The 13,895-nt window shown below is 60.3% G+C and carries 12 protein-coding genes; 6 read left to right on the top strand and 6 right to left on the bottom strand.

Features of this window, described 5'->3' with window-relative positions:
* Nucleotides 1–8 precede the first annotated feature (8 nt).
* Nucleotides 9–1,355, bottom strand: coding sequence for a flavin-containing monooxygenase (locus tag NK667_RS08230; RefSeq protein ID WP_413786151.1), 1,347 nt, complete (start codon nucleotides 1,353–1,355; stop codon nucleotides 9–11).
* A gap of 138 nt (nucleotides 1,356–1,493) precedes the next feature.
* On the opposite strand from NK667_RS08230, the gene NK667_RS08235 reads away from it, so the two are divergent.
* Nucleotides 1,494–1,883 carry an ester cyclase gene (locus NK667_RS08235; RefSeq protein ID WP_054614329.1) on the top strand — a complete coding sequence of 130 codons (390 nt, stop codon included), beginning with the start codon at nucleotides 1,494–1,496 and terminating at the stop codon, nucleotides 1,881–1,883.
* A 212-nt stretch (nucleotides 1,884–2,095) separates the two neighbouring features.
* Complete coding sequence (locus tag NK667_RS08245; protein WP_054614330.1) at nucleotides 2,096–2,509, top strand: hypothetical protein; 414 nt, start codon at nucleotides 2,096–2,098, stop codon at nucleotides 2,507–2,509.
* A gap of 69 nt (nucleotides 2,510–2,578) precedes the next feature.
* Here NK667_RS08245 and NK667_RS08250 read toward each other — a convergent pair whose 3' ends face one another.
* Complete coding sequence (locus tag NK667_RS08250; protein WP_054614331.1) at nucleotides 2,579–3,007, bottom strand: nuclear transport factor 2 family protein; 429 nt, start codon at nucleotides 3,005–3,007, stop codon at nucleotides 2,579–2,581.
* Between the two features lie 101 nt (nucleotides 3,008–3,108).
* Here NK667_RS08250 and NK667_RS08255 point away from each other — a divergent pair, with 101 nt between their 5' ends.
* On the top strand, nucleotides 3,109–4,731 hold the full coding sequence (locus NK667_RS08255; RefSeq protein WP_054614332.1) for a sensor domain-containing diguanylate cyclase: 1,623 nt from the start codon (nucleotides 3,109–3,111) through the stop codon (nucleotides 4,729–4,731).
* A gap of 198 nt (nucleotides 4,732–4,929) precedes the next feature.
* Entirely contained in the window at nucleotides 4,930–5,352 is a 423-nt protein-coding gene (locus tag NK667_RS08260; RefSeq protein WP_054051228.1) for an HD domain-containing protein, read from the top strand.
* A 52-nt stretch (nucleotides 5,353–5,404) separates the two neighbouring features.
* Here the strand turns inward: NK667_RS08260 and NK667_RS08265 are convergent, their stop codons facing one another.
* Nucleotides 5,405–6,031, bottom strand: a complete 627-nt coding sequence (locus NK667_RS08265; RefSeq protein WP_054614333.1) for a TetR/AcrR family transcriptional regulator — start codon at nucleotides 6,029–6,031, stop codon at nucleotides 5,405–5,407.
* Between the two features lie 118 nt (nucleotides 6,032–6,149).
* Between NK667_RS08265 and NK667_RS08270 the strand changes: the two genes are divergently transcribed.
* The gene (locus NK667_RS08270) at nucleotides 6,150–7,355 is read left to right on the top strand and encodes an MFS transporter (protein WP_054614334.1); all 1,206 of its coding nucleotides are present in this window, start codon (nucleotides 6,150–6,152) and stop codon (nucleotides 7,353–7,355) included.
* Between the two features lie 70 nt (nucleotides 7,356–7,425).
* Here the strand turns inward: NK667_RS08270 and NK667_RS08275 are convergent, their stop codons facing one another.
* Complete coding sequence (locus NK667_RS08275; RefSeq protein ID WP_054614335.1) at nucleotides 7,426–7,881, bottom strand: GFA family protein; 456 nt, start codon at nucleotides 7,879–7,881, stop codon at nucleotides 7,426–7,428.
* Nucleotides 7,878–8,336, bottom strand: a complete 459-nt coding sequence (locus tag NK667_RS08280; protein WP_054614336.1) for a GFA family protein — start codon at nucleotides 8,334–8,336, stop codon at nucleotides 7,878–7,880. The genes NK667_RS08275 and NK667_RS08280 overlap by 4 nt, the downstream gene beginning before the upstream one ends.
* Nucleotides 8,337–8,465: 129 nt before the next feature.
* Here NK667_RS08280 and NK667_RS08285 point away from each other — a divergent pair, with 129 nt between their 5' ends.
* Nucleotides 8,466–9,383 (top strand): LysR family transcriptional regulator, encoded by a 918-nt coding sequence (locus NK667_RS08285; protein WP_054614337.1) that lies wholly within the window; start codon nucleotides 8,466–8,468, stop codon nucleotides 9,381–9,383.
* Here the strand turns inward: NK667_RS08285 and NK667_RS08290 are convergent.
* Entirely contained in the window at nucleotides 9,362–13,423 is a 4,062-nt protein-coding gene (locus tag NK667_RS08290; protein WP_054614338.1) for a bifunctional nitrate reductase/sulfite reductase flavoprotein subunit alpha, read from the bottom strand. The genes NK667_RS08285 and NK667_RS08290 overlap by 22 nt on opposite strands.
* Between the last annotated feature and the right edge of the window lie 472 nt (nucleotides 13,424–13,895).

Consider the following 13,895-nt stretch of genomic DNA (forward strand, 5'->3'; position numbering starts at 1 on the left):
AACAAGTATTAAGCGCTGACGCTGGTTTTATGGGCGACGGGGGCGGTTTCGGCTGCACGCTGGTCCGCATCGCGGTACTCGAGGTACGAACGCTGGATAGCGATGTGGTCCGCAACGTACTTGGCGTCATGCCACACGCCCCAGATAAACGACGAGCCGCGACGGGACTGCCAGGGCAGGCCGAGGAAATACACACCCGGCTCGCTCGACACACCGCGCTGATGCTGCGGCTTGCCGTTGTCGTCGAAGGCGTTGACCTTCAACCAGCTGTAATCCGTGGCAAAACCGGTGGCCCAGATGATTGAGGTCACGCCGGCCTTGACCAGGTCGAGCTCAAGAATCGGGTTGCTCACACAGTCCGGCTCTGGGAAGGTGTGGCGCGCTTCGGGTTCTTCCGGCAGGTCAAGGCCATTGCGCTCGATATAGGCGTCAGCGGCATCCAGCAGCGCCCGGTAGTTCTCATCGCCACGGGCGAGGTTTTCCGCCAGGTTCGGCTGGAACGACACGGTGCTCCCGTTGAACGATTGAGTCAGGCCGACCAGCGTCATGCCGGCATGGGCCAGGCCACGGAAGTCCACGGTGCGGCCGCCATGGGCACCGCTTACTGCGATGGTCACGTGTTCACGGCCAGGCTTCATCGCCGCTTGATCCCACTCGCCCAGCACCCCCAGCCACCAGCAGAAATCACGGTTGCGATAGGCGCGAGGCGGGCGGTCATGGGCGCCCACTGAGAGATAGACCTTCTTGCCGGCGCCTTGCAATTCATCGGCGATCTGCACCCCCGACGAACCGGCACCCACCACCAGCACCGCGCCTTCGGGCAGTTGCTGCGGATTGCGGTATTCGGCGGAATGGATCTGGGTGAACGGCGCGTCTTTCGGCGCAATCGGCGGGATCACTGGACGCTGGAACGGCCCGGTGGCAGCCACCACGCGGTTGGCCTCGATCACGCCTTCGGAAGTTTCAATGGTGAAGCCCGGGCGACCGACATTGCGCTCGACCTTCAGCACGTCCACGCCGGTACGGATCGGCGCGTTGAATTTCTTGGCGTAGGCTTCGAAATAATCCGCCACCCGCTCTTTAGGGGCAAAGCCGTCGGGGCTCAGATCGTCGAATTCCATACCGGGAAAGCGATCGTGCCAGGCCGGACCATTGGCCACCAACGAGTCCCAACGCCCGGTGCGCCAGCGTTCGGCAATGCGATTGCGCTCCAGCACCAGGTGCGGCACCCCGAGTTTGCTAAGGTGTTCACTCATGGCCACGCCAGCCTGACCGGCGCCGACAATCAAAGTGTCTGTTTTTATTGTTTCAGTGGTCATTTCTCTACCCTTCGAAGTGGGAGTCAGGTCGGTTATGGCCTGCCATCTCTTGGGGTCAAGACTAGGGTTCACCCTGGTATCGGTAAAATATTATTAAGCTGGGAACTGAGCATAAATAACGGATGCAGAGGCTTTGGCCCTGACTGAAAGGGCGCGCAACGGAGAGATTGAGCAATGTACAAACAAGCACTCAGCGACACTTATCGCGCCTACATCGACTGCCTCAACCGCCAGGACTGGCCGACCCTGGGCCAACTGCTCGATGAAAACGTGCACTACAACGGCGAGCGTGTGGGGGTGGCCGGCTACCGGGCGATGCTGGAGCGGGACTTTCGCACGATCCCCGACCTGCGCTTTGTCATCGAACGCCTCATCGCCGACCCACCGCATATCGCCGCGAGGCTGTGCTTTGACTGCACGCCGGTGGGGGAATTGTTTGGCCTGCCGGTGAACGGGCGTCGGGTGGTTTTTACCGAGAACGTATTTTACGAGTTCAAGGACGGCAAGATTTGCGCTGTGTGGTCAGTGATCGATAAGGCAGCGGTCGAAGCGCAGATTATTTGAATGGTGCCAGATACCTCCTGTGGGAGCGGGCTTGCTCGCGAAAGCGGTGTTTCATTCAGCATTGACGTCGGCTGACCCACCGCCTTCGCGAGCAAGCCCGCTCCCACAGGCGCACGCCTCAATTCCCAACGCCGATTTTTCAATTAGCAGCTAGGGTTCTTGTTCGCAGGAAGGCTGTTTTTGATCCATTGACCGGGAAGGAGTTTTTAGCGATGAGCGACGATAACGTCTATCAGCAAGTGCAACTGCAAGTCAGCAATGCCGCGCAAGGCCAGCGAATAGTGGTGCAATTGTTGGCGCAAGGCGCGCCGGTTGCGTGGAGCACAGGTCCTGTTTTTGAAGGCGTTGGCGGCATTAGTATGAATGTCCCCAGCGGCAGTGCTTTTCCGGTCTCTTCCTTTTCGATTAGCCCCAGCGCGGTGACGGTGGATACGTCCTTCTCCCGCGGTGGCGGTGCCGAAGCCTTGTCTTTTAACCTCACGCTGTACCTAGTGGCGCAAGCCGGCATACAAACGTTTGGCCTGCGTTCGGTTTCTGATCCGGGTATCTACGTCGTGGCAGGCATTGGCAACAGCCAGCCGCAAGCGGTCAATCAAACCGTTACCCTTTTCTCCTGGCATCCGTAGTAAATACCCCGGCGTTACACGCGCAAAAACGGACAGATCTCAGAACATGAATCTGTCCGTTTTCGAGGCTCAGGCCTTGCTGGCCGCCAGATAAGCACCCAGTCGGCTGCCCATTTCCGCGCCCAACGCCTGCAAACCACTCAGTGGACGCACCATCACTTCAAACTCGACGATTTTGCCTTGTTCGTCGAAGCGGATCATGTCGATCCCTTTCAACGCTTTTCCGCCGACGTTGGCACTGAATTCCAGCACGACATTCAGCCCATCCGCCGTCGCCAGTTCGCGGTGGTATTCAAAGTTTTCGAAGACGTCGAACACCGTGTTGAGAATCATCGACACCACGGCCGCGCCTGGATAAGGCGTGTGTGCCATGGGCGAGCGGAATATAGCTTGCGGGTCCAGCAATTCGGGCAAGGCTTGCAAGTTGCCGGTGCGGATCATCGCGTGCCACAGGGTCAGGGATTCTGCGGCTTTGGGATGCAGGTTCAATGCTGACATTTTCAACTCCTGTTTTGTTGTTATTGGGCAAGTGTCGAGAGGGTGAATCAAAAGATCATAGCCGTCGGGATCGTGCTGGCATATTCGGATACACTCCCGTGATGCCAAAACATCATCACTCGCCGCTGAACTTCACCCGAATCAGTCACAGCATCGTCACGCGATTGCTGTTATTGGCGCTGTGCATGGTTATTTTTGGCGCGGTGGTGCGGTATTTCGTGCTGACCAACTTTCTGCGCGAAGATTTAAGCGCTGTGGTGGAAGGCCAGCAATTGACCTTGGCCACCTATGTGGCCCGCGATATCGACTACAAACTCGTCCAGCGCCAGCTCATGCTGGATCGTCTCGCCGACACTGTTCCGGTCGATTTGCTGGCCCGACCAGAGCAATTGCAGGCGTGGCTGAAAGGGCATTACGACTACCAAACCCTGTTCACGGCGAATTTATCCATCGTGAACCCGCAGGGTCGTTTGCTCGCCAACTTCCCGGACACGATGAATACCAATTACGCCGAGCGAGATTACTTTCAAGGCGCATTGGCTGGGCGTTCATTGATCGGTCAACCGGAGGTAGACAGGGCGACTCAAGTGCCGATCCTGCCCATGTCCGCGCCCATCAAGAATGCCGCCGGTGAAGTCCAGGCCGTGCTGGTTGGCGTCAGCGTGCTCGGTACGACAGGGCTTTTGGATGCACTGCTGCAAAGTCGCGTGGGGGATGCCTCGGGGGATTTCCTGCTGGTGTTTCCCGACAGTCACTTGTATGTCGAGTCGTCCAGCCGTGACGTGCAACTCAAACCCACGTCGGCTCCCGGCGTCAATGCGCTGCATGACCAAGCGGTGGCGGGGTTTCGCGGCACCGGGCTGACGCTCAATTCCAAAGGTGTCGAGGAAGTCGCCGCGATCGCCTCGGTCCCGAGCGCCAACTGGTTCATCGTCGCGCGCTTGCCGGCCAGCGAAGCGTTTGCCACGGTGTCGCGCACCCAGCATTTCTTGTTGAAAGGCGCAGTGTTGTCGATTTTGTTTTTTGCCACGTTCGCCTCGATCGGTTTGTACTTTGTTTTCCGGCACCTGTTCCGAGCCGCCGAACAGGCTGACCGCATGACCCGCGATGAACTGCCCCACGCGCCCCTGGAAGTGGTGCGCGACGACGAAGTCGGGCATTTGATCTCGGCGTTCAATCGCTTGTTGCTCAAGTTGAATGACAAACAGGACGAACTGAAAAAAATCGCGCACCACGACACCCTCACGGGGCTGACCAACCGGCATCATCTTTCCGGCCAGCTTCGGCAAGTGCTGGCGCAGGCGCGACGCACAGACACTCAAGTCGGCTTGCTGTTTATGGACCTCGACGGTTTCAAACACATCAACGACAGCCTCGGGCACGAGGCCGGTGATGAGGTTTTGCGTCAGGTGGCGCGGCGTTTTTCGTCGGTGGTGCGCGAGAGCGACACCCTGGCGCGCATCGGCGGTGACGAGTTTGTCGTGCTGCTGAGCGACCTTGGGAATCATGCCGAAGAGACACTGAGTACCGTGGCAACCCATTGCATCGAAGCCTTGAACGCGCCGTTTTTCATCTCCGGCACGGTGTGTATCGTCGGTGTTTCGATTGGCATCGCCTTGGGTAACGGACAGAGCTCGGCCGATACGCTGCTGCTGGCCGCCGACCGTGTGATGTACCAGGCCAAGAAAACCGGGCGTGGGCGGTATGTGACGTACAAACTGTAGGCTGTAGCGTTCAGATTCTCATGTGTTCTTGCGATTGTTATTGTGGCGAGGGGGCTTGCCCCCGTTGGACTGCGCAGCAGTCCCCTGCATTTGGGGTCGCTTCGCAACCCAACGGGGGCAAGCCCCCTCGCCACAAAGAGTGGTCCCCAAGCCCGGGACTGGACCGGCTACTACGGCGTTTAACCCAGGAGAACCGAAATGACCCAGACACTCGAACGTGCCATCGCCATCGCCGCTGCCGCCCACGAAGGGCAGGTCGACAAGGGTGGCGCGCCTTACATCCTGCATCCGCTGAAAGTCATGCTGCGGGTGACGACCCTGGAGGAACGCATCGTCGCGGTGCTGCATGACGTGGTGGAAGACACCGGCATCAGCCTCGAAGCCCTGCGTCAGGAAGGCTTCAGCGAAGCGGTGTTGGACGCCATTGCATCGGTGACCAAAGTGCCGGGTGAATCCTATGAAGCGTTCGTCGAACGCGCAGCGCTGAACCCGATTGGGCGGGTGGTCAAGCTGGCGGATCTGGAAGAGAACAGCGACTTGTCGCGGATTGCGCAGCCGTCGTGGGACGACCTTGAGCGCGTGGAGAAGTATCGACGGGCGATTGGGGTGTTGCGCTCGTAACCTGTCAGATCAAGCAATATTCCCAGCCCATTGTGCGCGCCACGACGTTGATTTACCGTCGCCCAGTGGTTGCACTCAAGGCATCCCACACGGCCATGACCTGAGTCACCGACGCGTCCATCACCGCGTGGGGAATCGCGTCTCTGGCCAACGCTGTCAGGCCCATCAGAAAACTGTCAAACATGGCGGCCAGCGCAGACGTGTCGGTCTCGGTTGGCAGTTCGCCTTGAGCAATGCCGCGCTCGATGCAGGCAATGATGCCTGCCCTGTTACGAGCCCTGGCTTCGGCCAGCGGCGCAGAAACCGCCGTCGGTTGTGCCGAGCAAGTGTGCATGACGCCCAGCGTTACCAGGCAGCCCGGTGGATGGCCGGCTTCGCTCTGCATCTTGGCGGAGCGGCGCAAGGTCAACTCGATGGCTTCGCGCGGAGGCAGGAGGGGGTCGAACAGACTTTCGGTCACGCGGCCGTGGGAGTTTTGATAGCGCTCGACGACTTCTTGGAACAACGCCTCTTTTGAGCCGAACGCGGCATAGAAACTCGGTGCGGAGATACCGCCGCCGATGGCTGCCTTGAGCTGACTCAATGAAGTGGATTCATAGCCGTGCTCCCAGAACAAGTGCATCGCCTGTGTGATTGCCACGTCACGGTCGAACGTGCGCGGGCGGCCCATGGTTGCCATTTTCACCTCCGGTAATCGTGACTTAGATACTAGTCGATACAAAAGTCATTGACCATCACCTGTTTGCTCTTTAGATTTATACCACTCGATACATAAGTGCTTAATCAGGAGCAAAACCATGCAGGACAGTCGGCTTGAAAATGAACGGTTACCCCTCGGCGCGCTGCTCGCGCTGGCCATGACAGGCTTTATTTGCATCGTCACCGAGACCTTGCCGGCCGGGTTATTGCCCGAGATAAGCAGTGGTCTGAATGTTTCACCATCACTGGCCGGGCAAATGGTCACCGTCTACGCGTTGGGTTCGTTGCTGGCGGCGATTCCGTTGACCATCGCCACCCAAGGCTGGCGGCGACGCAATGTGTTGCTGCTGACGATTGTTGGTTTCCTCTTGTTCAATTCCGTCACCGCCTGGTCTTCGAGCTACGGGTTGACGCTCATCGCCCGATTCTTCGCCGGGGTCTCTGCCGGGTTGGCGTGGAGCCTGTTGGCCGGTTATGCGCGGCGCATGGTGGCGGTGCACCTTCAAGGGCGCGCCATGGCCGTGGCGATGGTGGGTGCGCCGATTGCGTTGTCGCTGGGCGTGCCGTTGGGCACTTGGTTGGGAAGCCTGGTGGGTTGGCGCACGGCGTTTGGGTTGATGTCGGTGCTGACGGTGGGGCTGATTGTCTGGGTGCTGGCGAAAGTCCCGGATTATCCCGGCCAGGCCAGTTCTGAACGCATGCCGTTGGGTCGGGTGTTTTTCACCCCGGGCGTTCGACCGGTGCTCGCGGTCGTGATGACCTGGATGCTGGCGCACAACATTCTCTACACCTACGTCGCGCCTTTCGTGACGCCTGCCGGACTGGCCAGCGATATTGATCTGGTGCTGCTGGTGTTCGGCATCGCGGCACTCCTGAGTATCTGGATCACCGGTCGCCTGGTGGATCGCTATCTGCGCAATGCCGTGTTGATCAGCCTCGCCGCGTTCGCCGCGACCGCCTTCGTTTTCGGGTTCTTTTCGCAGTCTGTGATCGTCATCTACCTGGGCACCTTTGTCTGGGGCCTGACCTTTGGCGGTGCCGCCACACTGCTGCAAACCGCACTGGCAGATACGGCCGGCGAGGGCGCGGATGTCGCCTTGTCCATGAACGTTGTGGCCTGGAACGGTGCGATTGCCATTGCCGGCCTGTTTGGTGGTGTCTTGTTGGATCAGGTCGGTGTCGTCTCGTTTCCATGGGTGTTGCTGGTGCTGTTGCTGGCGGGATTATGGATTGCGGTGGGCGCACGCAAGCATGGTTTTCCGCAGGGTCAACGCCAAGGTGGCGCTGTGGTGACCGGTCATTGATAAGCGCGAGACGCAGCGCAAAACCCGGCCTGCGTTTGAAGGCCGTGCCGTTTCGGCGGCACTGCTTGCCTCAGTTCTGACCGCGCTGCGCGTATTGCTGCACCAGAGGTCCAAAGTCCTGCGGCGCAGGGAATTGCTCAAAGCTATGTTCTGCGCCGGTCGCAACCCACGGCAGTTTTTCGCTCGTCCAGGTTTCGATAAACGGGGCGTAGCGTTGCGGGTTTTCGAGCAGGCTGGAACGGACGCCAATTACCTGATCATTGCCTTCCGGCCGGGTAAACAACCAACTCAGGCAATGCGGGCAGAAGAAGTGTTGTGTCGGCCCATGCAAGCCACCGATGACGGGGTTGCCTTGTGTGACCACAAAGCTTTCCGCCGGCACCAGAACACTCAAAGAGAAAGCGCTGGACGCCATTTTCTGGCAACCCGTGCAGTGGCAGGCCGTGGTGATGAGCGGCGGGGCGCGCAGCTCAAAAGTAACCTGGCCGCAACGACAACTGCCTTTATCCATGACTGAGTGATTCATCGAACCTCCGGTGCCGTTTCGGATGCCTGCAACGCTTGAGCGAACGCCTGCGGGGTCGGGCTTTGCGGCCAGGTCGCAATACCCTCCGGCAACATCAGCCACGGTTGTTTGTGTTTGATCCAGATATGCGCGACCGGCTGCAGAGAGGGGCTGTGATCCAGTGTCCCGGCGCGCAGCACCAACATGCCCGGCGCCGCGCTGGTGGTGTTGTAGAGTCGGGTATGGCAGACGCTGCACAGCGTGTGAATGGAGTGCTGGCCGTCGGCGTCATAGGCATAGTGCGTCACCGGACCTTCATGGCTGATGGTTTCCGATGGCATTAACGCGTGAAGGGCGAAAGCGCTGCCACTCCAGGTCTGGCAATCCCTGCAATGACACGCATAGACCGCCAGCGGCGCATCGGTTGCGAGGGTGTAGTGCACGGCGGTACAGCGACATTGGCCGGTAAGCGTCATATGAAAAGCTCCTTTCAGCATCAGGGTCGCGGATAAGGCAGGGCGCCCATGGGATATTCTTGGCCAGCATGACGCTGTGCTCCCAGAAAGAAAATCAGCCAAAGCTGCCCAACGGCTCATAGGAAATGTATGAACGCTCCTCAACTACAGTGGGAAACCCAGCGAGCCTTCCTGGCCGTACTGCGTACCGGCAGCCTGTCCGGCGCGGCACGTTTGTTGGGCATCGCGCAGGCGACGGCGCGACGGCGGATCGAAGCGTTGGAGCAAAGTGTCGGCGTCAGCCTGTTCATCCGTTCTCCCGCCGGATTGCTGCCGACGGAAATGGCCAAGGACCTGATCAGCCATGTCGAAGCCATGGCCATGGCGGCGAACGCGTTCAATCGGGCTGCGTCAGCCGATGCGGGGCTGGCAAGCGGCACGGTTCGCCTGACCAGCAGCAAGCTGCTCGGGGTTGAAGTGCTGCCTCCGATGTTGCGCACATTGCGCCAGGCCTGTCCGCAATTGGCCATTGAACTCAGCGTGTCGAACCGTCTGCAAGCGCTGGCACGGCAAGAGGCTGACGTGGCGGTGCGCATCCGTCGGCCGACCGAGGCTTCGGTGGTGGCGCGCAAGGTGGGTGACTTGCGTGTCGGGCTGTACGCCACGCCTGATTTGCTGACGGAGCAGGGCACGCCGGCTACTGCGGCGGAGTTGCATCGCTACCCGCTGATCGGGCCGGATCGCAATCTGGTGGAAATAGAGTTTCTGCGCGAGAGAGGCTTCGACTGCGCGACGGAGCCTGCACTCATTCGCACCGACGACCATCTCGCGCAACTGGCTGCACTGCGCGCAGGGCTGGGAATCGGCGTCTGTTCCAGTCAGTTGGCCCAGCGTTACGGGCTGGTTCGGGTGCTGCCTCGGCAGGTGGATTTCTCAGTCGATGTCTGGATTGCAATGCATCAAGACATGCGCCGGGTTCAACGGATTGCCCTGGTATTTGATGCGCTGGGCGAAAGCCTGAGGGATTTCCTGGAGCAACCGCCCATTCAATACACATCCCGCAAATAGCGCTTCTGCTCACCCATCTGCCGCCAGTAATCCGCAGCGTTTTCCTGACTCAACCCGCCATGCCGCTGTGCAACCTGGCGCAACGCCTGGTCGACATCCTTGGCCATGTGCCCGGCATCGCCGCAGATGTACACCTGAGCACCTTCCTGTAGCCAGCGCCACAGTTCGGCACCCTGTTCGCGAATGTGGTCCTGCACGTAGATTTTCTCGGGTTGGTCCCGGGAAAACGCCAGGCTGAGTTGCGTCAGCAGGCCGTCGTGTTGCATGCCTTGCAGCTCATCGCGGTAGTAGAAATCGGTGGCGGCGTGTTGCTCGCCGAAGAACAGCCAGTTGCGGCCCTGATCGCCCCGGGCGCGACGTTCTTGCAGGAAGGCGCGGAACGGTGCCACGCCGGTGCCGGGGCCGATCATGATCATCGGCAGGTTGCCATCGGCGGGCGCACGGAAGTGTTTCGAAGGCTGGACGAATATCGGGACTTCGCCGTTCTCCAGACGGTCGGCGAGGAAGGTCGAGGACACGCCTTTGCGTTTGCCGTAGCGAACGGCAGCCACGGTGAGGTGGACTTCCTGCGGGTGCGCCTTGGAGCTTGAGGCAATCGAATACAGGCGCGGTTGCAGGCGTTTGAGCGTGCCCAGCAGCTCTTGCGCCGAGCAGTCGATCGGGAACTCCTGCAGCACGTCCGCCAATTGCCGACCCCACAGCCAGTCTTTCAAGTCAGCTTTGCGTTCACTGCCCAGCAGGTGTTTCAACGCCGGGTTGGCACTGCGTTCGGCGATGAAAGCCAGGGTGTCGAGGTTGGGCCGGGCGATTTCCAGGTGCTCGGTCAGCGCCTGGTGCAGCGCGACTTCACCGAGCTTGTCGAGGTTCACAGGCGTGTCAGCACCGAGTCGGGTCAGGTCGAGCAATTCATCGACCAGTTCCGGGCAGTTGCGCGGCATCACGCCCAACGCGTCGCCGGCTTCGTAGCTCAGCCCGGAGTCCGCCAGGTCCAGGGAAAACATGCGGGTTTCCTTGTGGCGACTCTGTTGGTTCAGGTGACGGTTGATCAGCAGGCGTGACGCGTGGGGCTTGGCTTTGCCGGGCGTCTCGATGGGGCCGACGACAATGCTCGGTGTTGCCGGTTTCAGCGTTTGTTGGAATTGGCTCAGCCACGCCTCCGCACGTTCTTCGAATTCCGTGTCGCAATCGACCCGTTCCAGCAACCGGGTCGCGCCCAATTCCTGGAGGCGTTGATCAAGTTGTTTGCCGTGTTTGCAGAACTGGTCGTAGTTGGGATCGCCCAGCGCCAGCACCGCAAATCGCAGCGATTCCAGACGGGTTTCGGCGGTCTTCAGGGTGTGCCAGAAACCTTCGCCATTGTCCGGCGGATCGCCGTCGCCGAAAGTGCTGCTGATCAGGGCCAGTGTGTGGGTGCTCGCCAGTTTGCTTGCCGGGAAATCCGCCATGGCGCTCAGTTCCACAGTGATCCCGCCGTCACGCAACCGTGCTGCAAAACGCTCGGCCAAGGCTTCGGCATTGCCGGTTTGCGAGGCCCATAACAAGGTCACGCTGGGGCCGCTGTCAGGGTTCAGTTGCGGAGTGCTTGATTCGATACGGCTGAACAACCCACCGAGCAAGCCGTCCAGCCATAACCGCGAATCAGCGGCCAGCGGCGCGTTGGCGGGCAGGGTAGGGACACCCACCGCCTGGCGCCCGGCCGGGGACTGCAAGCCGCTGAGAAAACCGGCGAGGTAGGTGCGTTCACTGTCGCTCAGTTGTGGAGAAGGCACGCGACTGATGCCGGCGAGATCGGCGAAGGCCTCGATGCGCGACATGGGCAACTCCTCGGACAAGTGGGGGATTTCATTGGCAACCGGCGTCGGCACGTCGAGAAACGAATGCTCGATCAGTTCGACCCGTTGCAGGACGACGGCGCAGAATTTGAATTCAGGCTGCAGCGAAATCGGGTCGACGGCATCGTTGGTGACCGCGTTGATCGCCAGGTTGGCGCCAAACACGTCGTTCCAGTGAAAGGGCGCAAAACAGTTGCCTTGGCGCACCCGGTCGGTGACCACCGCTGGCAGCACGGCGCGGCCACGCACTGAACGCACTTCGACGTGATCCTTGTCCTTGATCCCGAGGCTGGCGGCATCTTCCGGATGCAGCTCCACAAACGGTCCCGGATTGAGTTTGTTCAGGGTCGCGACCTTGCCGGTCTTGGTCAGGGTGTGCCATTGGTGCTGCAAGCGACCGGTGTTGAGCACAAAAGGAAAGTCCTCGCCCGGCATCTCCGCTGGCGACATATGCGGGCGCGGAAGGAAGATGCCTTTGCCGTGCTCGGTGGCAAACACGATGGTGGGTTGGCGGCCATCGGTGTCGACCTTGAGCGTCTGGCTCACGCCGTTGTTCAGGTAGCGAATCGGATTGCGATCCGCCGCCTCGCCTGTCGCGCAGGGCCATTGCAGCGGTTGGTCCCGCAGCCGCGCATAACTGGCACCGCGAATGTCATAACCAGTCTTCGGGTTCCAGGCCTGTTTGATCTCTTCAAACACTTCCGAAGCGCAGGTGTAGGTGAAAGCCTCGGCAAAGCCCATTTCGCAGGCGACCCGGGCGATGATCTGCCAATCGGCCAGCGTCTCACCGGGCGGCTCCACGGCTTTTTGCATCAGCGTCAGGTTGCGCTCGGAGTTGATCATCACGCCCTCGGCCTCGGCCCACAGCGCGCCGGGCAGAAGGATGTCGGCGTAGCGGTTGGTCTCGGTGTCGAGGAACGCATCCTGGCTGATCACCAGCTCGGCGGCCTGCAAACCTTCGATGACTTTCTGCCGGTTGGGGCCCGAGGCGACCGGATTGGTGCAGATGATCCAGCAGGCCTTGATCTGGCCGGCGCTCATCTGCTCGAACATCGCCACGGTGCCACCGCCGACCTTGCGCGGCAGGCTGTCCTGGGGGAGGCGCCACAGGTCTTCGATGAACAGTCGATCTGCCTCGACCAGCGCCGAGCGCTGACCCGGCAGACCTGGGCCCATGTAACCCATTTCACGACCGCCCATGGCGTTCGGTTGCCCGGTCAGGGAGAACGGTCCGCTGCCCGGCCGGCAAATCGCCCCGGTGGCCAGGTGCAAATTGCACAGGGCGTTGGTGTTCCAGGTGCCGTGGGTGCTTTGGTTGAGGCCCATGGTCCAGCAACTCATCCACTCGGCGGCCTGGCCGATCCATTCGGCGGCTTGGCGAATGTCGGCCTCGGGAATGCCGGTGATTTCGGCGACGCTGGCTGGTGGATAGTCTTCGAGGAACGCCGGCATGACGTCCCAGCCTTCGGTAAATGAAGCGATGAAGTCCGGGTCGGTGTGACCGTTTTTCACCAGCAGATGCAGCAAGCCATTAAGCAACGCGAGGTCGGTGCCGGGTTTGATTTGCAGGAACAGACCCGCCTTGTCCGCCGTGGCGCTGCGCCGTGGGTCGACCACAATCAGCTTCGCCCCGGCCTTGACCCGATCCATCATGCGCAGGAACAGAATCGGGTGACAGTCGGCCATGTTGGCGCCGATCACGAAAAACAGATCCGCGTGATCGAAGTCCTCATAGGAACCCGGAGGCCCGTCAGAACCGAGGGACAGTTTGTAGCCGCTGCCCGCACTGGCCATGCACAGGCGCGAGTTGGACTCGATGTTGTTAGTTCGCACAAAGCCTTTGGCCAATTTGTTGATCAGGTACTGGGCCTCCAGCGACATCTGCCCCGACACATAGAACGCCAATGCATCCGGGTCGTGAGCATCAAGGATGGCGCGCAGTCGGCTGGCGGTTTCGCTGATCGCCTGGTCCATGGCGATTCGCACCGGATCACGATCGCGCTCGTGACGCAGATAAGCGTTTTCCATCCGCCCCGACTCGGCAATCGCCTGGCCGCAAGTGGTGCCCTTGGTGCAGAGTCGGCCGAAATTGGTCGGGTGCGTCTTGTCGCCGGTGACTTTGATAACCCGGTTGTCCGCGACCTGCATGACGATGCCGCAACCCACGCCACAATAAGGACAGACGCTGCGTACGCTGGTGTTTGTCATCCTCGCCCCTTGAACTCGTGCCTGCACTTGCCCGACCCGTAAGCAAAAAAAAGCGCCATGTGACCCTCCGTTAAAAAAACGGGAGTTACACGGCGCCTTTGTCGTAGGTGGGCAATCTGCGTTGACTGCTTTGCTGGTGTTCCTAGCAAGTCACGCGCCAGAAGTATTGTTCAGGCTTGAGCGGCCGATAATCAGCGGGATTCGCGCTCCGGTCCGGCGAACCGCCATGCGTATTCGGTGCACTTTTATATGGCGCCGTGCACCAGTCAGAGGCGCGATATCCGCGTTTTCCATCGCTATAACAACCTCCGAGCGCTGTAGCGACTGGCTTGCACTGGTTGGCACAATCGCTGCAAGCCCTTGTTCAAACCCACCGTCAATACGCAGTGGGTCGCCCCCTCGGTCAACGACGATCGAATGGCCAACAGGTCGTGGGCTACATCGGTGGATCAGGCATAGACGTCTGGTTTCA

It is taken from the genome of Pseudomonas nunensis, assembly GCF_024296925.1.
In the GTDB taxonomy this organism is placed as follows: Bacteria; Pseudomonadota; Gammaproteobacteria; order Pseudomonadales; family Pseudomonadaceae; genus Aquipseudomonas; species Aquipseudomonas nunensis.

What these genes read in the sequence shown, in the direction of transcription:
- NK667_RS08235 (WP_054614329.1), top strand. Translation starts at nt 1,494, where the DNA reads ATGTACAAACAAGCACTCAGCGACACTTATCGCGCCTACATCGACTGC.
- NK667_RS08245 (WP_054614330.1), top strand. Translation starts at nt 2,096, where the DNA reads ATGAGCGACGATAACGTCTATCAGCAAGTGCAACTGCAAGTCAGCAAT.
- NK667_RS08250 (WP_054614331.1), bottom strand. Translation starts at nt 3,007, where the DNA reads ATGTCAGCATTGAACCTGCATCCCAAAGCCGCAGAATCCCTGACCCTG.
- NK667_RS08255 (WP_054614332.1), top strand. Translation starts at nt 3,109, where the DNA reads ATGCCAAAACATCATCACTCGCCGCTGAACTTCACCCGAATCAGTCAC.
- NK667_RS08260 (WP_054051228.1), top strand. Translation starts at nt 4,930, where the DNA reads ATGACCCAGACACTCGAACGTGCCATCGCCATCGCCGCTGCCGCCCAC.
- NK667_RS08265 (WP_054614333.1), bottom strand. Translation starts at nt 6,031, where the DNA reads ATGGCAACCATGGGCCGCCCGCGCACGTTCGACCGTGACGTGGCAATC.
- NK667_RS08270 (WP_054614334.1), top strand. Translation starts at nt 6,150, where the DNA reads ATGCAGGACAGTCGGCTTGAAAATGAACGGTTACCCCTCGGCGCGCTG.
- NK667_RS08275 (WP_054614335.1), bottom strand. Translation starts at nt 7,881, where the DNA reads ATGAATCACTCAGTCATGGATAAAGGCAGTTGTCGTTGCGGCCAGGTT.
- NK667_RS08280 (WP_054614336.1), bottom strand. Translation starts at nt 8,336, where the DNA reads ATGACGCTTACCGGCCAATGTCGCTGTACCGCCGTGCACTACACCCTC.
- NK667_RS08285 (WP_054614337.1), top strand. Translation starts at nt 8,466, where the DNA reads ATGAACGCTCCTCAACTACAGTGGGAAACCCAGCGAGCCTTCCTGGCC.
- NK667_RS08290 (WP_054614338.1), bottom strand. Translation starts at nt 13,423, where the DNA reads ATGACAAACACCAGCGTACGCAGCGTCTGTCCTTATTGTGGCGTGGGT.